The following is a 21985-nucleotide window of genomic DNA, read 5'->3' as shown; positions in this document are numbered from 1 at the left end:
TTAGTTCCGGGAGTCAGACAGTGAGTGCTAAGATCCATTGTCGAAAGGGAAACAGCCCAGACCATCAGCTAAGGTCCCCAAGTGTGTGTTAAGTGGGAAAGGATGTGGAGTTGCACAGACAACCAGGATGTTGGCTTAGAAGCAGCCACCATTGAAAGAGTGCGTAATAGCTCACTGGTCGAGTGACTCTGCGCCGAAAATGTAACGGGGCTAAACACACCACCGAAGCTATGGCTTGATGCTTGCATCAGGGGTAGGGGAGCGTTGAATGCGGGTTGAAGGTGTACCGGAAGGAGCGCTGGACTGCATTCAAGTGAGAATGCCGGTATGAGTAACGAAAAGATCTGTGAGAATCAGATCCGCCGAAAGCCTAAGGGTTCCTGAGGAAGGTTCGTCCGCTCAGGGTAAGTCGGGACCTAAGGCGAGGCCGATAGGCGTAGTCGAAGGACAACAGGTCGAAATTCCTGTACCACCGTAATCCGTGATGAGCGATGGGGTGACGCAGTAGGGTAGTGACGCGGACTGATGGATGTCCGTCTAAGCAGTGAGGCTGATGTGTAGGCAAATCCGCACATCGTTAAGGCTGGGCTGTGATGGGGAGCGAAAATTATAGTAGCGAAGGTCATGATCTCAGACTGCCAAGAAAAGCCTCTAGCCAGGAGAAGGTGCCCGTACCGCAAACCGACACAGGTAGGCGAGAAGAGAATTCTAAGGCGCGCGGAAGAACTCTCGTTAAGGAACTCGGCAAAATGACCCCGTAACTTCGGGAGAAGGGGTGCCTCGGTAGGGTGAATAGCCCGAGGGGGCCGCAGTGAAAAGGCCCAAGCGACTGTTTAGCAAAAACACAGGTCTGTGCGAAGCCGCAAGGCGAAGTATACGGGCTGACGCCTGCCCGGTGCTGGAAGGTTAAGGGGAGTGGTAAGCTCTTCGGAGCGAAGCTATGAACCGAAGCCCCAGTAAACGGCGGCCGTAACTATAACGGTCCTAAGGTAGCGAAATTCCTTGTCAGGTAAATTCTGACCCGCACGAATGGCGTAACGACTTGGGCGCTGTCTCAACGAGAGATCCGGTGAAATTTTAATACCTGTGAAGATGCAGGTTACCCGCGACAAGACGGAAAGACCCCATGGAGCTTTACTGCAGCTTGATATTGAATTTGGGTACGATCTGTACAGGATAGGTGGGAGCCGTAGAATCTTGAGCGCCAGCTTGAGAGGAGGCATCCTTGGGATACCACCCTGATCGTATCTAGGTTCTAACTTGGTACCGTGATCCGGTGCGAGGACAGTGTCAGGTGGGCAGTTTGACTGGGGCGGTCGCCTCCTAAAGAGTAACGGAGGCGCCCCAAGGTTCCCTCAGAATGGTTGGAAATCATTCGAAGAGTGCAAAGGCAGAAGGGAGCTTGACTGCGAGACCTACAAGTCGAGCAGGGACGAAAGTCGGGCTTAGTGATCCGGTGGTACCGCATGGAAGGGCCATCGCTCAACGGATAAAAGCTACCCTGGGGATAACAGGCTTATCTCCCCCAAGAGTCCACATCGACGGGGAGGTTTGGCACCTCGATGTCGGCTCATCGCATCCTGGGGCTGAAGTAGGTCCCAAGGGTTGGGCTGTTCGCCCATTAAAGCGGTACGCGAGCTGGGTTCAGAACGTCGTGAGACAGTTCGGTCCCTATCTGTCGTGGGCGTAGGAAATTTGAGAGGAGCTGTCCTTAGTACGAGAGGACCGGGATGGACGTACCGCTGGTGTACCAGTTGTTCCGCCAGGAGCACCGCTGGGTAGCTATGTACGGAAGGGATAAGCGCTGAAAGCATCTAAGCGTGAAGCCCCCCTCAAGATGAGATTTCCCAATACGTAAGACCCCTTGAAGACGACGAGGTAGATAGGTTGGGGGTGGAAGTGCAGTAATGCATGGAGCTGACCAATACTAATCGGTCGAGGGCTTATCCTAAGATAAAGCGCAATAAGTTTCGGATCCAGTTTTCAGGGTGTAAGTTCAGTATATCGTCAGCTCAAGTAGCTGAAGTTACACGGACAAACACACAGCATTTGGCGATGCTGATTCCTGAAAAAGAATTTACACCGTAAATTCATGTTTGGTGGCGATAGCGGAGGGGTTCCACACGTACCCATCCCGAACACGACCGTTAAGCCCTCCAGCGCCGATGGTACTTGGACCGCAGGGTCCTGGGAGAGTAGGACGTTGCCAAGCACAAAAAAAAGAGCACAGCCTTAATGGCTGTGTTCTTTTTGTATATCCGATTCATTTATCATTCATATGAAAGGCTCATGGCATGCCCTTAGTTAAAAGCACTAAATATTCTGGTTGTTCCTTGTATAGTGCTGCTGCTGGAGGACACTTAAGGCTTGAAGTTTACGGTAATTTCCTTTTGCCACTTTGTATCTCTGACTTGTACGGCAAGATTAGAAGATCCAAATTCGGTTTTGTTTTAGAAAAAATCATGTTAAACTTTTCTCATAAAATAAACAGACTTTCAGAGGTGAGTTGTAGTGCTGGAACGATCTATGGAGAATACAAGGGATTTAAACAACGGAAAGGGAGTGATTTAAAGAAGAAAAGGAGACGATGAAGATGAGCACTTATCAAACGGTTATTAGTGATGGATTTGAGCTGAAATATACTATAAGAGGTAACGGAAAGCCGATATTGGTGATCGGCAGTAGTGTATATTATCCTCGCTTATTTTCAGACCATTTATATAAAAAGTTTCAGTTTATTTTCTTAGATCATAGAGGGTTTGCAAAACCGGCTCGTGCTTTAAAACCAGAAGACTATACTTTGGATAAAGTCATTAATGATATAGAAACAGCAAGACGTTGCCTTCATTTAGATACATTTATTATATTAGGGCATTCCGGGCATGCTTTTATGGCTTTGGAATATGCTAAACAATTCCCAGGCTATGTTGAAAAAGTGGTGCTATTAAATTCAGCACCTACGAACAGCCAAGAAAGACAGCGGCAAAGCTTTTCATTCTTTTATGAAACGGCTAGTCCAGAAAGAAAGGACCGTTTTGAAAAGGAAATTGCTTTATTAGAGAATGATATCAAAAGAGAGCCCGACAGAAGATTTGTTCACATGTGTATACGTATGGGAGCACAAAGCTTTTATGATTATACCTATGATGCAGCTTATATGTGGAATGATGTGCACACAAACATGCCTATCATTGATTATTTATGGGGAGAAGCCTTCGGAAAGATGGATTTGATACAGTCCTTGGCGGATGTCGATAAGCCCGTGTTTATTGGTCTTGGGAGATCTGATTACTTAGTCGCACCTGTTTCATTATGGGATCGGGTCGATGATAGCTATATGAACGTAAAAAAGGTGGTTTTTGAACATAGTGGGCATAATCCGATGTTTGAAGAACCTCATTATTTTGATGAAACATTAACCGAATGGATTAATGAAAATCACTAGGATTTTAAAACGGTCGATTCCTATTATAAGGAGTCGACTTTTTTGATATTTGGAGCACAATAGCAAGGATCAGCAAGTTTAATTCAATTATGGCGTGTTCCATGACTTGACGAATCAATGAGGTTCTGTATAATTACCGGGAGATCATACTGTATTGATAGTCTATTTCCGTTTTTCTATATCCTATTTGGGACAAGTCTATAGTTCATGGAACTTAACCATATAGCAAAGTTATGACATGGAGGTTGGGGGTCGTTATGAAATACGAAATTATTTTATTTGATGTTGATGATACGCTGTTTGATTTTAAAATGGCAGAGAGTCATGCGCTACATAATACGTTTGCCCAATTTGGAATGCCGCAAGGGGCCACTGAGTATAAATCTAGCTATGATGAGATCAACAGTTCGTTGTGGCGAGAGGCAGAGGAAGGACTTATTACCTCGGCACAGCTACGGGTGGAAAGATTTAAACGATTGTTTACTGTTCATAAGCTAGACTTCAATCCAGACGCCTTTAGTGCTGCTTATTTACGTTATTTGGGTGAAGGAGCTTTTTTGATGGACGGAGCGGTTGAATTATGTGACGTACTATCTGAGTGTCGTTTGGCGATCATTACGAATGGAATAAAAGAGGTCCAAACCTCCAGAATTCAGCTTTCCCCGCTGCGTCATGTGTTTGAGCAGATAATTATTTCAGAAGAAGTGGGTTACCAAAAGCCGCAGGCCGAAATTTTTGATTACGCATTTACCAAGCTAGCTATTTCAGATAAAAGTAAGGTCCTAATGGTGGGCGATTCTTTAACCTCGGACATTCAAGGAGGGAATAAGTACGGAATTGACACTTGCTGGTTCAACCCTTCCGGAAAAACAAATACGTCCGGCATTCAACCCACTTATGAAATAAAAAGTTTGATGGAACTACTGAGTAGTGTACTTTCAATGCCTCCCGTACTGAACCATACATCTTTAGAATACTAGATAATAAGAAATTGAAGTCAGACTCTAGCAGGTTAAAATTGTATAGTATGATATGAAAAAGGAAAATCAAGGACTGTTATGAACTGAGATGTCTGAATAAAGAGAAACGGATTCGTTGTAGAACGAATCCGTTTCTCTTTTTATTTCCTATTGCGATATTGAAGCAAATCCCTTCATTTTGATTAGCAGGAGATCGCTTTAAGGCGGAAGGTAGAGCTGGCAAAATCCCCAGTAAGATCCGAGACAACAAGCCCAATTTTCATTAAGCGGTCACCTCCAAAAATTTCGCCGTCAAACGCTACACGGAAAGGGGAAACGCCATCTTCAGTCGAGGTATTAATAGGATCTGAAGTATTGCCGGTCGCACCGGTTTCGATTATATACTTTTTGGCTGGGTCAAGTCCTTTTAGAGTTAGTCGCCGGATAGGTCCATTTGGCTCAGCCAGCACACGGAAGTAAGCGACAAAAGCTTCGGACTGGTCCTCGCTAACAAAAATCCAGGCAGTATCGCCTCGGCCTTCAAACGGACTAAGAAGTCGATACATATCTCCCTGCTGTACAAGGGAACGGATTTCTTTATACTGGGCAATTTGTCTGGCAGCGAGCTCTTTTTCTTCATTTGTAAATGCAGTAAGGTCAAGTTCGTAGCCAAAATTCCCGCTCATTGCCACGTCGCCACGTATGGCGAGGGAAGTGTTTCGTCCCACCTGGTGGTTCGGCACGTTCGATACGTGGGCCCCCATAGTACTGGCCGGATACACGATGCTGGTGCCGTACTGGATCGCCAATCTTTCAATAGCATCAGTGTCATCACTGGTCCATGTCTGCGGCATATAGTAGAGCATCCCTGGATCGAATCGTCCACCTCCGCCAGAACAGCTTTCAAACAAGATGTCCGGGAACCGTGAGGTCAGGCGTTCCAGCAGATCATAAAGTCCGAGCATATAACGGTGCGCAGTTTCCTTTTGACGTTCGCTAGTAGCGGTAGCCGAAGCGATCTCCGTCATATTACGATTCATGTCCCACTTGACATAAGTAATTGGAGCGATCGAGAATACGGAGCTAAGCGTCTCGTACAAGTAATCGCATACTTCTTTGCGGGAGAGATCAAGCACCAATTGGGATCGACCTTCCGTCCGCCGCCGACCTTCTGCATGCAGGCACCAGTCGGGATGGGTGCGGTACAGTTCACTATCAGGTGATACCATTTCCGGCTCAACCCATAAGCCAAACTGTAATCCTTGTTCATTAACTCGTTTGGCCAAGTCGGTAAGACCACCAGGTAGCTTGCGGCGGTCTTCGAACCAGTCTCCAAGCGAACTGTTATCGTTGTCTCGCTTGCCAAACCAACCGTCATCAAGGACAAATAGCTCAATTCCAAGAGGTCCCGCTTCTTTGGCAATCGCCTCAATTTTATCGGCGTCGAAGTCAAAATATGTGGCTTCCCAATTATTTACGAGAATCGGGCGTTCCTTGTCGCGATAAGTTCCCCGGCACAGACGTGTGCGGTAGAGTCGGTGATAGGTGCGCGACATGCCCCCAAGACCTTCTTCGGAAAAGACCAGCACGGCTTCAGGGGTCTGGAATGACTGACCCGGTTCAAGCCGCCAGGAGAAGTCAAAAGGATTGATTCCGATACTTACACGAGTCTGATTAAATTGCTCTACTTCCGCCTGTGCGACGAAGTTGCTGCTGTAAATTAGACTGAAGCCGTACACATCCCCACGATCTTCAGTTGCATCAGGACGAAGCAGTGCCAGAAAAGGATTCATTTGGTGACTGCTGGAGCCCCGTCGGCTTTCCAAGCGAATGGCGCCGGGCCCAAGATCGCGGCGCTGGATATGTCTCTCCCGAACCCAGGCACCAGATAAATAGAGAGCTTGGTAATTGGAATCGGCGAAGTCGACAGAGGCGCTCATCGCATGCTCAATATTCATGACAGCGCTTCCCTTATGTTCAAAAAGAGTAGACCTAGCAATTGCGCTGTGGTTCGCAAACACAGTATAAAGCAGTGTAGTCTTTAGGCCTGAATGTTGATCCTCGAGGAACAACAAGAGAGTTGTTGCTTCATCATCCGATTCGGTATAAACGGAAGGAAGTCCTTCGAGCTTGGGTTTACCCGGTTCAATACGGTAACCACTATATTTTAGCTCCGTAGTCCGAGTTCCATCCGCAAGCGTAACTTGATAAGCCGGCTGACGGAAGTCGCTTGTTCCATACTGTGGATATTCCTGTGGAAGCGTATCCAAAGAAAGCGTACGACTGGAAGAATCGGGAGTGGGGGAGAAGGAGCAGCGCTCTCTAAGCTCCAATATACTTGCAAGACTTTGGTCATGATGAAGTTGAGCTCCCCAATAGACATGTGCAGGATATCCTTCTGCAAGTTGGATAATATAGCTGCAATCCTTGGACTGCAGGTGAAACAAACCAAGCGCCTCGTTAACATGAATGTTCATGATATTCACTCCTTAGGGGTTATCATCTCGATTGTTTTACGTAAGGATACTTATCAATGACAAATGACTCTTAAGAATTGATTTTACTGTTTAAGCATGAGCTTTCCCGTATGACAAGCTTAGTCCCGATCACGTTGTACGCAGGTGGTTCACGTCCCTCAAACCGTTCAGAGAGCAGCTGCACAGCAGCCTTTCCCATCTGTTCGGGATAGGCACGCACTGTAGTTAGCGGAGGCTGAACGAAGGCCGCCATCTCAATGTCGTCAAAGCCGACAACAGCCATATCTTCTGGTACCTTGACTCCATGTCCATGAAGGGCGCGGAGAGCACCGATGGCGAGCGGATCACTTGCAGCGAAGCAGGCTGTTGGTCGTTCCTGCTCGGCTAGGAGCTCATTCATCATGAGATATCCATCCGCTGTACTCCAGGCACCTACCCGGACGAATTGAGGATTGTACAATCCTCGTTCCCGCATGAATCGTTCAAAATAATGCGCCCTTCGCTCTCCATCGCTCTTGCCGCCGATAAATCCGATTTGTCGGTGGCCAAGGTCGAGCAGATGTCCGAGTGCCTGATCAACCGCTTGCCGGAAATGGAGTCGTACGGAATCGTATTCCAGCTGCTCATGGTACTGGTCAACAAGGACAATGGTGTTCTTGTCCGGATACAGCTTGGACACCTCTTCAGGATCAACGCCTCCTACGACAATCAGACCGTCCGCCTTCTGCAAGGTGCCCAGAGATGAGCGGCCTCTCAGCGTCTGCCCCAATGTGAGGCCAAGCTCTTCACAGCGCAGTTCGATTCCACGGCGGATTGAGGCGTAATACGGATCGTCCCTTTCCTCCTCAATGGAACACCACAGCAGGAGGGCGACCGTTTTCCCGGCACGTTCCGTATTCCGCTTTAACTGCCTCAGCCGGGAAGGCTTATACCCAAGCTGTTCAGCAATTAAAAAAACTCTGTTTTTGGTGTCTGGACTCACGGACAGTGACAGATCGTTATTTAAAACCCTTGAAACGGTTGCGGCAGACACACCCGCTTCGCGGGCAATGTCTTTAATGGTTGCCAAAGAGCTCACACCTTTTTAGTTAATAATTTTACTAAAAATCGACTTTATCCTAACATATCCTTTTGCCACTTTCAAGATGGAGCGTTGAATTTTTTTAACATTATTTTAGTTCTACTACTGTTCAGATTAGTTGTGTTAACATGATGAATATTCTTTGATGACGGAGGGGGTTTATTTGAATATTCTGTCCCTAGCTCGTAAGTGGTTTGGTCGCCTTCGCTTTAAAAGCAAGGTTATAGCGGTATTTCTCCCGCTAATCATTATTTCTCTGCTCATTCTTGGACTTGTGTCCAATCAACTTTTCAGCCGTTCATTGATAGAGCAAACTACCAGCAACGTAGTGGACGAATCGCAGCTTATCCTGTCCCGGACCGACTACATATTCAGTAGTGTGGAAACAGCGGCCAATATTATGGTCACAAATATTAACCGCATGTATGATTCATACGGCGCTAGACCTGATACTGCTATGGATCGTGTTCAATTTGGAAACCTGATGCAAAGCCGCCTATCTATTGACTTGTCTATCTTTCGCGAGGTGGATGCGGCGGTATTTATTGATACTGAAGGAACAATTTTCGCTTCTTATACCGAAAGTGGGGATGATAGCAAAGTCGATAGCATGCTCAAACGGGTAAGGGAATCTGAAAGTTATGGACAGGCACTTTGGTTTGATATGGAGAAAAGAGATTTCCTAACACCAGATCCAAACTCTCCGGTTTTGACGCTGGGAAAGATGGTCATTAATATAGACACCGGCGACCCCTATGGAACGCTTTTTCTTTTGGTAAAGGAAGAAGGTTTGTCTGATTATTTTCGTTCCAGCGATCCCGATACGAACAAATCTTATTATTTTTTAGATAACGAGATGCGTGTGGCTGTGGCAGAAGACAATGGGATGCTGATGAAGCCAGTGAGTTCACAGTTGGCGGAGGCCATCCAAGGTTGTGGATCTAATGTGTCCCCAAAAACATGCTCATTTGAGGACGGCGGCAATCTCGTAACGGTCAATGATTATAACCGAATGGGTTGGAAGCTAGTCAATATTGTTTCTCTTAGCCTGCTTACAGCTGATGTCCGGCAAAATGTAAGGCTTTCACTCTTAATCGGCGTATTCTGTCTTGCTTTTTCCTGGCTCGGTGCTAGCTTTCTGTCCAAAATGGTCGTTAGCCCGCTCGAACAACTGACTAGAGCCATGCGAAAAGTAGTAACCGGCGATTTACAATCGGTTGCGACAGTCCGAACAGAAGATGAAATCGGTACCATTGCTGAAGCTTTTAACTTTATGATAAGACGGATTAGGGAGTTACTGGATGAAGTTAGGCAGGAACAAAACCGCAAGCGTGAATATGAACTTGCACTGATGTCCGCTCAAATAAAACCGCATTTTCTATACAACACTTTAGATACCATTTATGCACTGAATGAGTTGGATCGTAATGATGAGGCTAGAGATACTACGAAGGCGCTGGCAGATTTTTATCGAATGGTGCTGAATAAGGGACGGGAACTCATTATTTTAGAGAAGGAAGCTCAGATTACGGATGATTACCTGACAATTCTGCAAATCCGTTATCCCGATGTGTTCCGCTATGAAGTGGATATCCCTTCAGAGCTTGCGGGTACACCGATTCCGAAACTCTCGCTCCAACCACTTGTCGAGAATTCGATTTACCATGGTCTTAAAAAGAAAGGAACCAAAGGTTTTATCCGTATTTTCGCTTTTAAACAGAACGATAGGGTGATCGTCCGGGTAGAGGACAACGGTGTGGGAATGAACGAAGTTCAAGTTCAGAACATTATGTCCAGACATTTACCGAAAGAAGGAATACGATCAATCGGTACCTACAGTGTTCAGCAACGGCTGAGCCTGTATTTTGGCGAGGAGTACGGGATATCCGTGCAGAGTGTTCTCGGAGAGGGAACCATTGTTGACCTGTCGCTACCAACGCTGCCAAAGGGGAGTGAACACCAAGATGTATAAAGTGATGATTGTTGATGATGAGCCGCTGTTCCGAGACTTTCTGCGAATTAAGATAGACTGGGAAAGTCACGGCTTTCGAGTTTGCTGCGAAGCAAGGAACGGGCGGGAAGCGCTTCAGGAAGCCGAGCGGCATCAGCCGCATCTTGCCCTCGTTGATATCAATATGCCATTTATTGACGGAATTGAATTAGCCCAGAGATTGAAAGTCAAGTTCGAACGAATCGTAATTGTATTCATATCCGGGCATAACGAGTTTGAGTATCTACAGAAGGCCGTTCGAACTGGAGTGCAGGATTATTTGCTGAAACCGTTCAATGCCGAAGAAATGCTTTCAATGTTGGAGCGTATTAAGCCGAAATTACCAGTGCTTCCACAGGAGAGCGAAAGCGCAGAGTTAAGGGGACAGGGCGGCGAAGCGTTGCATAGCAGAGCAGGTATGCCTGATTTGGGCCATCTACGCGATGCGGTTGTGCTTGACCTCCGAATGAAAGACAGTGAAACGCTAGAGGAGGTCCGCAAGGCAATCCGTCAGCTTAGTAAATATAACTGGGGAGACGAATATGCAGATGCGATGCTTATGGGAATCGTATCTTTAGCCCTTTCCTTTGCCAGTGAACGAGGCATTCCTTATGACCAGCTATGGGAAAACGAAGGAGACAATTCTCCTTACGAACGGCTGCGGGAGTTAGATTCCTGGGAGGCTGCTGAAGGTTGGATGCTCACCCTATATCGCAAGCTGATCCAACTGATGGAGAATATGCGTCCGACGAAGGCTTCCAATTTATTTGCGGCGGCGATCAACTATATTGAGGAACATTATGCAGACTCAGAGCTGTCTGCTGAGCAGGTTTCGTGCGGAGTATTCGTCGATCCCAGCTACCTGCGCCGCGTATTTCGCAAGGAGTCTGGCTTTTCCATAGTGGATCATATTACACACATCCGAATGAAGAAGGCTAAGGAGCTTTTGCTGAAAGGAAATCGGAAGCTGTCAGAAATCGCCGAAAGTGTAGGATACAGTGACCCTAATTATTTCAGCAAATGTTTCAAGAAACGCTTTGGTATGACACCCACAGAATATGAACAACTCAAAAAGAGGTAGCATCTGCCTTGTGAGGCAGAACACATCGATTTAAGCCTGGCGGTTTTCCTATATGGAGGACCGCTGCTCTATTTGTCCCGTTTTTTACTGATAATACCCGTTTTATTCCTTAAAGAAGAAAAGAGGCAGCGGTATACTGTAGTCAAGCAAATGAAAGCGTAATCATCAAAGACTCTTCATGAGGGGGAAAAACAAATGAAAAAAAATCTCAGAATTTGGAGTGCAGCCTTGCTAGTGCTCACCATGTCCGTCGGATTGGTCGCTTGTGGTGAAGACAACTCAGCCTCTTCCAATAACGGATCAGGGGACGGAACGATTAAATTGAAGGTGTATGCGCAGCATTTCGATGACGATACCATAAAGCCGTTCGATTATGCGGTGGAAGAGCTCAAGAAGAAGATGCCAGACGTAGAAATTGAACTAGATCCTGCCGTGCAGGACGGGGGACAGAAGCTTAAAACTTATGCAGCAACGGGCAACATGCCAGATATCTATTTAGCGGATTGGCCTGTCCTGCAAACTTTTGCAAAATCGAAAAATGTCGAGGTGCTGGACAACTATGACACAACTGCCGAATTCAAAAAGAATCTTAATCCAGGTGTGGAATCGCGTTTGGTAGCTCCTGATAATCATGTGTATGCTTATCCCGAGACTGGTATTGAATTCCAAATGATCTATTACAACAAGTCAATTTTTGAGAAGGTAGGAATCAAGACACCACTTAAGACGATTGACCAGATGGCCGATGCAGCTAAGAAGTTGAAAGCTGCTGGTTATGTACCGATGTCAATCTTTGCTAAAGAAAAATGGATTACGACCGCTTTTTATAATGGGCTGGTTACAAGAGAGCAACCACGTGGATTCGGAGCACTTGAGGAGAAGGGTGTAAAAGCATTGCCAGAAGCATTCGTAACAGCGGCACAGCAGATGAAGCAACTGCAAAGAGCCGGATTGTTCGATGCCAACGCCACGAACACCAATTATGATCAGGCATCGTCCCTATTTTATCAGGGCAAAGCTGCCATGTTCGTAAATGGACAATGGGAAATCTACAGCTCCCAGGAAAAGCTGGGCGATCAAGTCGACTGGATGTACTGGCCTGCAAAGGATGAAGCAACCTACGAGAATTCCAAATATTTTATTGACGGCTCAGGTTCTCCACAAGGTTACGCAGTATCAGCGAATAGCAAAAATAAGGAAACAGCCGTAAAGGTAGCGGCATTCCTTGCCTCAAAATCAGCAGAGTACAGATACTCCCAGCTTGGAAGTCCAATTGTTCCAGTGAAAGTTGATAAACCAATGGCCTCCAATGTTCCAGCAATGATGCAGCGAGTTGTTAAAGAGTTGTTACCAAATGCGCAGGAATATGCTCAACTTCTGAGTAATACAAAAATTCAGAACACGATTAATGACAATACTCAGAATATGATGGTAGACAACTTTTCAGAAAACGATTTTGTAAGCAATCTGAATAACACATTGAATAAAGAAAACTGAGAATTCAGGAAACGGCAACCCTTGGCGCATAAGGCGCTGGGGGGCTGTTTCAAAGATAAGGGGTGGAAGCAAGACATGAATAAATATTTGGGGAACAAATCAGCGCTCGCACTGTTTCTCCTCCCTGCTTTGATACTGTATAGCGTGATACTGATATATCCCGTTCTGCAAACCGTTCTTCGCAGCTTTTATGATTGGGATGGCCTGAGTACGTTGACCTTTTCAGGATTGAATAATTACCGGGAGTTGTTCTCTGATCCTCTACTTGCTACTTCGCTTAAGAACGGATTGATCTTTGCAATTGTACTGGCAGTCTTTCAGATCGGACTGGGAACGATATTGGCACTAATCTGTGCGGACCCACGTACACGCGGGCGGAAAATACTGAAAACCGCTTATTTTATCCCAGTTGTCCTATCGGTAACCGTGGTATGCCAGCTGTGGATTGCAATTTATGATCCAACCAACGGATTAATCAACCGACTGTTTGATCTCTTGAACATTCCGTATCAGCAAAATTGGTTGAGCTCCCCAACAACATCCATTATTGCCATCGCCTTTGTTAATGCTTGGCAGTTTATGGGATACCAATTCTCGTTGTTATATGCGGGAGTTAAGTCAATACCCGAAGACTACTTTGAGGCTGCCACGATTGACGGTTGTAGCAAATGGAAAGCGCATCTGCATGTTACGCTTCCTTTAATGAGAGAAACGTACAAATTTTGCTTCATTATCGCGATAACCTCTGGAATAGGGGCGTTTGTGCAGATGCTGATTATGACAAATGGTGGGCCCGGTACTACAAACTATACACTGACATTCATGATTTATCGCTATGCTTTTATGGAGAGCAACTATGGTTATGCGTGTGCTGTATCCGTGCTACTTGTATTAATCTCGCTATTAGCAACTGTAGTTATCAATAAGCTGTTCGACCGCGGACAAACCGCGTGATAAGGCGTGTATTGAAAAGGAGAACGAAATGAGTAAAACCGCTTTGAGCAAGTTCAGACATGCTGCCCTGCAGATACCACTGTGGTTGTATCTAATTGTTTCGGTCTACCCGTTGTTTTGGATGGTATCCTATTCGTTAAAGAACAACGATGAGATCTTCGTCTCTAACCCATTTGGACTGCCAACGCATTTTCGATACGAAAATTACATCAATGCCTGGACACAATTTAATATTCCCCGTTACTTTCTAAACAGTCTGGTTGTATCAACGATTTCGACTCTGTTTATCCTTTTACTGGCTCTGATGTTTGCCTTTGCAGTGGCTCGTATGAGGTGGAGATTTCGTTCTACCGTCCGGACTTATATGACCATAGGAATGTTTATGCCACTTCAGGTTATCATGATACCGCTGGCGATTCTGGTTCGCGATTTTAATCTAACGAATACGTATGGAGCTCTTATTCTTCCTTATATCGCAATTGGCCTTCCTTTCTCGTCCATGATTTTCTATGGGTTCCTTACGGGAATCCCTAAGGAGATTGAAGAGGCAGCATGCATGGATGGAGCTAATATTTATAGACTGTTCCTGAAAATCATTGTACCTCTTGCATTACCTGCAATTGCGACTGTAGCCATTTTTCAGTTTTTGAATAACTGGAATGAATTCACTTTGGCCTATATTCTCATTTCTGATGAAAATATGAAGACATTGCCGCTAGGCTTGCTTTTCTTCCAAGGCTCTTATAGTACAGATTGGGGAGCGATGGGTGCTGTTATGACTATTGCCTCCTTACCGATGGTACTCGTCTATCTGTTCTTGAGTGAACAAGTAGAGCGGGCGATGACGGTAGGTTCCGCTGTAAAAGGGTAAAAATAGACTTTCAAGCAAACTGCCTGGGTTAAGGATCACCAAGAGATCCTCTAACCCAGGCAGTTTGTTCGATAACGACATCAGACAATAAAATCGATATTTTCCACTATAATAGATAATAATATCCCCTTTTTTTGGGTGGTTTTTCTTTATAATGAAGGCGCACCCATAACAATTAAAGGAGCTGATATGTTTTGACTCGTAACCAACGCTTAAGAAAATGGTCCACAATCCTGTTAACGGTGCCTATGCTCACGATGTTCACCTCAGGTGCAATGGCCGAGCAGGATATGAACGGGCATAAGCCTCCGAATTCTGCTGGAAGCGGCGTGTTTTACGAAATTTATATTAATTCTTTTTATGATTCGAATGGGGACGGACATGGTGATTTAAAGGGTATTACACAGAAGCTAGATTACTTAAACGATGGCAATCCCCGTTCGGGCAAGGATTTGCAGGTCAGCGGTCTCTGGCTCATGCCACTGAATCCGTCTCCAAGCTACCATAAATATGATGTAACTGATTACTATCAGGTGGACCCGCAGTACGGGAATCTGAATGATTTCCGCACCTTGACGAAAGAAGCGAAAAGAAAGGGTGTCAAGGTGATCATCGACCTTGTTATCAATCATTCGAGCAGCGAGCACCCTTGGTTCAAGGAGGCCAGCGCCAACCCGCAAAGCAAATACCATGACTATTACGTATGGGCAGATGAGAATACAAATCTGGATGAGAAGGGATCATGGGGCCAGCAGGTATGGCATAAAAATCCGAATGGCGAAGGGTATTTCTACGGTACCTTCTGGTCGGGGATGCCGGATCTGAACTTTGACAATCCCGAAGTCCGCAAGGAAATGATCAAAGTCGGCAAGTATTGGCTACAGCAGGGTGCAGACGGATTCCGGCTTGATGCGGCGATGCATATTTTTAAAGGGCAAACGAAGGATGGCGCAGATAAAAACATTGCGTGGTGGAATGAGTTCCGTTCCGAGATGGAAAAGATAAATCCAAATGTATATCTGGCAGGAGAAGTATGGGATAAACCGGAGACAATAGCTCCTTATTACGAATCGCTCCACTCTCTGTTTAATTTTGATCTGGGCGGAACGATTTTGAACTCCGTGAAAAACGGCCAGGATCAGGGTATCGCAACATTCGCAGAGAAAACGCTAAAGCTGTACAAATCATACAATAGGGCGGCACTCGATGCTCCGTTCCTAAGCAATCATGACCAGACCCGTGTTATGAGCGAGCTGGGCGGGGATGTGCGAAAAGCCAAACTGGCTGCATCCATTCTTTTGACGCTGCCGGGCCAGCCATTTCTCTATTACGGGGAAGAGATCGGCATGAAGGGAGAGAAGCCCGATGAGTTTCTTCGGGAGCCTATGCGCTGGTACAAGGGAGAAGGTCTCGGTCAAACGAAGTGGGAGGAGCCCAAATACAACAAAGGCGAAGTATCGGTGGAAGCGCAGTTGCGGGACAATGATTCCCTGCTGGCAAGCTACCGTACGCTTATCCGCCTGAGGGAAGAACATGAGGCTCTTCGCAGCGACAATCTAGAACCGTTCCAAGCAGGTTCTGCCAACGTGGCGGCATACAAACGTTCCTCAGGCAAAGAAACATTGTATATATATCATAACCTGTCAGGAGAGCCGGTTACCCTCCAGACGAAAGATTGGGATAAGCAGAAGAGGAAAGTAGTCTTCTCCAGCTCAAAGGATTTGAAAGTAAAGAAAGATACGGTGAAGATTCCCGCCTACAGCTCTTTGATTACCAAAGAAGATAGAAAGAGCTGAGCTACGCAAACTTACAGCCACAATAAGGATAGACATTTATTGGTAAACTCATGTGGGGGTGTGAAAAACACCCCTCATAAGGAGGAAGCAACATTCTAAAAACGAATTACTGATTCATGATTTCAAATTAAAGTCTTCGGGAAACATTTTCGAACTGCCATAATATCTTTGAAGGATCAAGAGTCATATGAGGAAGCTTGTAAAAAAGCAAAATTTGCAGCAAGGATGGCCGATTCCATGCGAGACAACTTAATAAATATGCTCCAAGAAATAGGATTGCAGATTTTTTGAAGGTGTCGCATGTACGTAATTAATTGATTCAGACTGCTCGTTGTTACATACAACTTCCTTAAACCACCTAGATCATAATAACCCCCTTTTTTTGGGGAAAGATTTCCTTTATAATGAAAGCGTATGCAATAACATCTTACGGATAGCTGCTTGGCAATAACCTATTTACAATTGAATTCGATCCGTGAGCAACCGTTTGATAGGTGGTGGCTCAATTTAGGAGTGGAAGGAAAATGAAAATGGACAATCGGAAATACAATGTAGTTATTATTGGTTATGGAGGTATGGGAAGCTACCATGTTCAATTAATTGAACCTATTGAGCAGCTTGCCATTGGCGGTGTATATGATATTGTTGATTATCGGATGGAATTGGCTGCAGCAGCCGGCTATAAAACTTATGCCAGTCTAGAGGCTGTTCTCGGCGATCAGGACGTAGATATTGTATTAATAGCAACGCCTAATGACGTTCATAAAGAAATCGCGATCCAAGCACTGCAAGCTGGCAAACATGTCATTTGTGAAAAGCCAGTTACGATAACGAGCGCAGATTTCTTAGAGATTGTCGAGGTGGCCAAGCAAGAAAATCGTCTGTTTACAGTACATCAGAATCGCAGATGGGATGAAGACTTCCGGATTGTCAAAGATATAATCAGTAAGAAGACCGTTGGCGATCTTTTCCACCTGGAATCGCGGGTTCAGGGAGCTAACGGCATTCCAGGAGACTGGCGGCAATTAAAGGCGTATGGTGGAGGAATGCTATTGGATTGGGGAGTGCATCTGTTGGACCAGCTTCTTCAGATTACGGACAGCCAAATCGAAAGCGTGACTGCTACCTTAAGTTATATTCTGGGGACAGAAGTGGATGACGGCTTTACCAGCTTGATTGAGTTCAAGGACGGTCTTACAGCGGTCATTGAAGTAGGTACAACGAATTACGTAAAGTTGCCGCGTTGGTATATTAAAGGAACTGAAGGAACAGCAGTGATCAAGGATTGGGATTTGAGCGGAGAGATTGTCACCCGAAATCCAGATGTCGCTCACGTGGAACCCAAACCGATTCAAGCAGGTCAAGGGTTGACGAAAACGATGGCACCGCCGTCTGAGGAATCCACCCTTAAGTTCCCGATTGAGAAAATACCTGCTGCAGCAGAAAGCTTTTACGAAAATTTTGTCTCCACCATCGAAGGAAAAGCCGAGCTTGCGATCAAAAGCGAAGAAGTGCACCGTGTGCTGGTGCTGATCGAAACCATTTTTGAGGCAGCAGCGACCAAAAGCGTGATTCGAAGATCGATTTAAAAGAAACGCAGAGTCTTTCACAGATTCTGGAATGGAATAATTTGAGAGCATGGGCAGGCGGATATGGCTCGTGAAAGAACCCCCTTTATCCTCATAATGAGGACAAAGGGGGTTCTTGTTTAATCTACCCTGAATATAGCCAGCAGAAATTTTAGTCTGTTTTATACTTCAACAGCTTCGGGTCTTTTCACTTGGAGAGGAGGTGGAATTAACCATCCTTTTTCTTTAGACATTTGAAGAATCTTAACGCCTAAAGCAGTTTTGGTGGCATGATATTTTGCAAACAAAGCCCCTATATCCTCTCTGATGGATTGACCCATCACTTGACTACAAGCCACCAGTCCCAATGATGTATCAGACGCAATTTTAGCGGCGATCTCCGGGTCAGTAAACCGCGCACCCACAGGAATATCTTCAAGTTTCACTGGAGGTCTTTCTGGTAAGGCTGGCGCTGGGGCAATCCCATTGTCAGTAAGAAGCGTATCACACTCCTTAATTTCAAGTTTCGCTTGATCAATGAGTGCATCCAATATTTTTCTCAAATCCTTATCACCTGCATGATTCAGGAATGCTTGGTAGAAAGACAGAGCTCCTTTCGCGGCCAATGAAAATTGCCAAACACCGGAAATTTCACCATAGTGCATAGGTTCGTCTTTTGGATTCCCACTTAATATTCCCATCATAACCGCTCCTTTAATATTTTTTACACCAATCTTATAGTTCCAATTAATGATTAAAAGTATCCAAATAAATTTGTAAATACACAATAGAATAAGGAGCGGATTTTTGGAGAAATTATATGCATCACACTTTCAGGGAGGATTCCTTTTTATGAAAAAACAAATAGTCACAGCGGTAACTTCCATTTGCTTATTTGCAGCTTTAGCCACCCCTTCTTTAGCACAAAGTCCAAATGTAAATGCAGCCAATGACCCAGCTCAAAACCCTTATCAAAGTAACAATCCAACTTATAACGCTAACAATGTACGAGCAAACGCCGTAGATAATGACAACGATATGGATTGGGGTTGGCTTGGCTTGCTTGGTTTGATAGGACTGGCTGGAATGCGCAGAAAAGTATCTGACCATAAATAATTTGCAAATTAAAATCAATTTCAAAACAAAACACCTTCAGAAGATGCATTCCTAAGCATGGAAGCTGATTTGAAAGGTGTTTTTGTGTTGTTTTGACCATTTCCAGTAACCCTGATAGAATTAATTATTCCCTATGGTGACTCCTATAATGTGTGTAATTTATACTTCAGAATAGAACGGATGAGTCGTAATGCATAACAACAATACTATCGAACTTTTAAATATTTGGCTGTCCCTTACTAAACTCCAATCGAACATAAACGATGAATTGGAACGTGCACTTCAAGAAAACTATAGTTTATCCTTAAATGAATTTTTGGTTCTGTATTTCTTATCTCAAACTGAGGAAAAGAAATTGAGATTGCAGCATTTACAAGAGATGGTTGGGTTAAGCCAAAGTGCATTATCTAGACTGGTAGTCAGAATGGAAGCAAAAAGCTGCGGAGCTTTGCAAAGACATATATGTGAAGATGATCGTCGGGGAATCTATACAAGCATGACCGATTTTGGTGAAAAGAAATTTGATAGAGCGCTCGAAACCTTCAACCAGATTCTGGAGTCAGTCCTTTCAAAAGATGACTTGAAGCAAAAATTACAATCACTTATTGAAAAAATATAATCCTTTCATATAAATTAAAACTTAATACGAAAGTTAATGCTTGAATAGAGCAAGATTTAATCCTAGGTCTAGAGAATACAATCTCTGGGCCTTTATTACGTAAACGCATAGTTTAAACGATAGTTGACAAATAAAAAATGCATGCTGTATTATATGGATTATATGCATGTGCATGCATTTAATATAGTGTTCACTATAAAACCTAGAAAGGGGTCTTTCTTAATGAAAGATTTATTTAGTGCTTATAAATTTAAAGGCTTGGAATTAAAGAACCGGGTCGTCATGCCTCCAATGTGTCAATATTCTGTTGAAAAAAAAGATGGTATAGCTACCGATTGGCATTTCATGCACTACGTAAGTCGTGCAATTGGTGGAACTGGATTTATTATAATTGAAATGACCGATGTAGAACCGGATGGACGGATTTCTGATTTCGATCTGGGATTGTGGTCTGATGAGCAAATTCCTGCATTGAAAAGAATTGTAGATGCCTGCCATAGTTATGGAGCAAAAGTAGGTATCCAAATTGCTCATGCTGGACGTAAAGCAGAAGATGCTGAGGTGCCTGTTGCTCCGTCCGCTATTCCATTTGATGAGAAATCTAAATTACCTAGAGCTCTTTCAACACAAGAAGTTAAAGAAATGGTGGAGAAGTTCCGCGGTGCTGTAGCACGTGCTGTGAAGGCCGGAGTTGATGCCATTGAATTACATGGAGCTCACGGATACTTAATCCATCAATTTCACTCTCCTCTTACCAACCAAAGAGATGATGAATACGGGAAAGATCTTACAAAGTTTGGTCGGGAAATTATTCAGGCAGCCAAGGCAGAGATGCCGGAAGACATGCCGCTTATCATGCGCATTTCCGCTAAAGAATACGTAGAAGGAGGATACGACATTCAAGAAAGCATTTCTTTTGCCAAAGAATATCAACAAGCAGGAGTAGATATTTTTGATATTTCTTCAGGCGGGGAAGGACCTATCGCTGCGTGGGGTAGACCAGGCAGTCACGCAGCATACCAAGTGACACTTGCTCGAGAAATCAGACAAGCACTCGAAGTTCCAGTCATTGCAGTCGGAAGACTCGATGATCCGATCCTGGCAAACGCTGTAGTAGGAAATGAGGACGCAGATCTTGTGGCTGTCGGGAGAGGAATGTTAAGAAACCCTTATTGGGCTCTTGAGGCGGCAACAAACTTGAAAAAAGAAACAACGATCCCGAAACAGTATACTACAGGTTTTTAAATACAGTTTCTGCTGGTAGAAATATAGGGAACTGCAATTATCGAAGTGAAAATGACTCAAAAGCAACCGACATATCGGTTGCTTTTTTATTTATTGTGGTCAAACATTTAGTAAGCATATGTTAACAAAATTCACTATACTGGAATGGTTATAGAGCTTGAATAATGTAAGTAAATAAAGGAGGTCTATATGTATGAAGAAGACTCATACCTCTGACCATATTAAAATTCCGCCAGGATTTTGGACGGGATTACATGAATTGGGAATTTCTGCTCACGTCGTAGCTCATAAAGCACGGCTGCCGCTTAACATTATGACAGAACCAGTAGTCACCCCAGCCCAATATTTCGCGATCTGGCAGGCTTATTCCGATCTCATTGGTGACACTGCCAAAGGAATCATCAAGCTTGCAACCGTCTTTGAAACAACGAAGTACCCACCGACCGTCTTAGCGAGTTACCACGCTCGTAACTACCGCGACGCTCTAAATCGAATGGCTCGGTACAAACAATTATGTCCCCCTGAAACCTTACGTATCACTGAAGAGGGCGAGCACTGTACAATCGAACTGGAATGGCTGTATACCGAGCAGCCTGGTCCACCGATACTGGTCGGTATTACGCTGGCATGTCTTCTGGAGCTTGGGCGCCGGGGCACTGGTCAACCTTTGACGGCACAGCTTGTGGAATTTTCGCAATCAATGGGCGATGTACAAGCTCTTGAAGCTTACTTCGGTTGCCGTATCCGGATTGATGCAAAATGTAATCGAATGACGCTACATCGAAGAGATCTGGACCTCCTTTTTGTTTCGTACAACGAAGAATTGCTGGAGATTCTCACTCCCGTCCTAGACCGATCTCTGGCTGAACAGCAGCGCAATTGCTCCATTACCGAAATGGTCAAATGGACTATAAAACGGAGCCTCACAGGAGGACGCCCTGATATTGAGGCTATCGCGAAGGAACTCAACATGAGCGATCGCACGTTGCAGCGCCGGCTCACTGACCAAAACACGAACTTTAAGCATCTGCTGACACAAGCTAGACATGAGCAGGCACGAAAGTACTTGGCAGACCCATCGCTTGATATTAAAGAAGTAGCTTTCTTGATTGGATATGAAGACCAGAACTCATTCTATCGGGCTTTCCGCCTTTGGGAAGGTGACACTCCTTTAAATTGGCGTACTAAACATTTAGCTGCAAACTCAATATCAGAAGGACAGCTCGGAAGACCGTCTATTCATTAATAGATTCCAGACTAGCCAATTGTTCAGAGAGCTAGTTTTA

At 44.9% G+C, this 21985-nt stretch carries 16 protein-coding genes and 2 rRNA genes (1 of these 18 cut by a window edge); 15 read left to right on the top strand and 3 right to left on the bottom strand.

Annotated features, from left to right (window positions below; translation table 11 throughout):
* The 4 genes from BN1546_RS25430 to BN1546_RS25410 all read left to right on the top strand — a co-directional run.
* Positions 1 to 1951, top strand: a 23S ribosomal RNA gene (locus BN1546_RS25430) (it extends 977 nt beyond the left edge of the window).
* Positions 1952 to 2095: 144 nt separating this feature from the next.
* A 5S ribosomal RNA gene (gene rrf, locus BN1546_RS25425) occupies positions 2096 to 2212 on the top strand.
* 381 nt (positions 2213 to 2593) lie between these two features.
* Positions 2594 to 3445 (top strand): alpha/beta fold hydrolase, encoded by an 852-nt coding sequence (locus BN1546_RS25415; protein WP_064961846.1) that lies wholly within the window; start codon positions 2594 to 2596, stop codon positions 3443 to 3445.
* A 257-nt stretch (positions 3446 to 3702) separates the two neighbouring features.
* Positions 3703 to 4425: a YjjG family noncanonical pyrimidine nucleotidase gene (locus tag BN1546_RS25410; RefSeq protein ID WP_090739224.1), complete on the top strand. Its 723-nt coding sequence runs from the start codon at positions 3703 to 3705 to the stop codon at positions 4423 to 4425.
* Between the two features lie 182 nt (positions 4426 to 4607).
* On the opposite strand, the gene BN1546_RS25405 is transcribed toward BN1546_RS25410, so the two are convergent.
* Together BN1546_RS25405 and BN1546_RS25400 are read right to left on the bottom strand one after the other, a co-directional pair.
* The gene (locus BN1546_RS25405; RefSeq protein WP_090739223.1) at positions 4608 to 6881 is read right to left on the bottom strand and encodes an alpha-galactosidase; all 2274 of its coding nucleotides are present in this window, start codon (positions 6879 to 6881) and stop codon (positions 4608 to 4610) included.
* Between the two features lie 70 nt (positions 6882 to 6951).
* On the bottom strand, positions 6952 to 7950 hold the full coding sequence (locus BN1546_RS25400) for a LacI family DNA-binding transcriptional regulator (RefSeq protein WP_090739222.1): 999 nt from the start codon (positions 7948 to 7950) through the stop codon (positions 6952 to 6954).
* 175 nt (positions 7951 to 8125) lie between these two features.
* Between BN1546_RS25400 and BN1546_RS25395 the strand changes: the two genes are divergently transcribed.
* From BN1546_RS25395 to BN1546_RS25360, 7 genes are all read left to right on the top strand, one after another.
* Complete coding sequence (locus BN1546_RS25395) at positions 8126 to 9934, top strand: sensor histidine kinase (protein ID WP_025678396.1); 1809 nt, start codon at positions 8126 to 8128, stop codon at positions 9932 to 9934.
* Complete coding sequence (locus BN1546_RS25390; RefSeq protein ID WP_090739221.1) at positions 9927 to 11033, top strand: response regulator transcription factor; 1107 nt, start codon at positions 9927 to 9929, stop codon at positions 11031 to 11033. The genes BN1546_RS25395 and BN1546_RS25390 overlap by 8 nt, the downstream gene beginning before the upstream one ends.
* Before the next feature lie 195 nt (positions 11034 to 11228).
* Entirely contained in the window at positions 11229 to 12530 is a 1302-nt protein-coding gene (locus BN1546_RS25385) for an ABC transporter substrate-binding protein (protein ID WP_025678389.1), read from the top strand.
* A 75-nt stretch (positions 12531 to 12605) separates the two neighbouring features.
* Positions 12606 to 13484 (top strand): carbohydrate ABC transporter permease, encoded by an 879-nt coding sequence (locus BN1546_RS25380; protein WP_025678388.1) that lies wholly within the window; start codon positions 12606 to 12608, stop codon positions 13482 to 13484.
* A gap of 28 nt (positions 13485 to 13512) precedes the next feature.
* The gene (locus tag BN1546_RS25375; RefSeq protein WP_013371135.1) at positions 13513 to 14355 is read left to right on the top strand and encodes a carbohydrate ABC transporter permease; all 843 of its coding nucleotides are present in this window, start codon (positions 13513 to 13515) and stop codon (positions 14353 to 14355) included.
* A gap of 194 nt (positions 14356 to 14549) precedes the next feature.
* Entirely contained in the window at positions 14550 to 16151 is a 1602-nt protein-coding gene (locus BN1546_RS25370) for an alpha-amylase family glycosyl hydrolase (protein ID WP_090739220.1), read from the top strand.
* 524 nt (positions 16152 to 16675) lie between these two features.
* Positions 16676 to 17740, top strand: coding sequence for a Gfo/Idh/MocA family oxidoreductase (locus BN1546_RS25360; protein WP_090739219.1), 1065 nt, complete (start codon positions 16676 to 16678; stop codon positions 17738 to 17740).
* Between the two features lie 161 nt (positions 17741 to 17901).
* On the opposite strand, the gene BN1546_RS25355 is transcribed toward BN1546_RS25360, so the two are convergent.
* On the bottom strand, positions 17902 to 18420 hold the full coding sequence (locus BN1546_RS25355) for a DUF3231 family protein (protein ID WP_025678384.1): 519 nt from the start codon (positions 18418 to 18420) through the stop codon (positions 17902 to 17904).
* A gap of 151 nt (positions 18421 to 18571) precedes the next feature.
* On the opposite strand from BN1546_RS25355, the gene BN1546_RS25350 reads away from it, so the two are divergent.
* The 4 genes from BN1546_RS25350 (at position 18572) to BN1546_RS25335 (ending at position 21945) form a co-directional block, all read left to right on the top strand.
* Positions 18572 to 18835 (top strand): WGxxGxxG family protein, encoded by a 264-nt coding sequence (locus BN1546_RS25350; protein ID WP_013371139.1) that lies wholly within the window; start codon positions 18572 to 18574, stop codon positions 18833 to 18835.
* A gap of 190 nt (positions 18836 to 19025) precedes the next feature.
* The gene (locus tag BN1546_RS25345; protein WP_040101355.1) at positions 19026 to 19454 is read left to right on the top strand and encodes a MarR family winged helix-turn-helix transcriptional regulator; all 429 of its coding nucleotides are present in this window, start codon (positions 19026 to 19028) and stop codon (positions 19452 to 19454) included.
* Positions 19455 to 19676: 222 nt separating this feature from the next.
* Positions 19677 to 20699, top strand: a complete 1023-nt coding sequence (locus tag BN1546_RS25340; protein WP_013371141.1) for an NADH:flavin oxidoreductase/NADH oxidase — start codon at positions 19677 to 19679, stop codon at positions 20697 to 20699.
* Between the two features lie 193 nt (positions 20700 to 20892).
* Positions 20893 to 21945 carry a helix-turn-helix transcriptional regulator gene (locus BN1546_RS25335; protein ID WP_090739218.1) on the top strand — a complete coding sequence of 351 codons (1053 nt, stop codon included), beginning with the start codon at positions 20893 to 20895 and terminating at the stop codon, positions 21943 to 21945.
* Positions 21946 to 21985: the final 40 nt, after the last annotated feature.

Source organism: Paenibacillus sp. Mc5Re-14 (genome assembly GCF_001049835.1).
Classification (GTDB): Bacteria; Bacillota; Bacilli; order Paenibacillales; family Paenibacillaceae; genus Paenibacillus; species Paenibacillus polymyxa_C.
The sequence above is the reverse complement of the archived record's forward strand: the minus strand, read 5'-3'. Positions and strand labels throughout refer to the sequence as shown.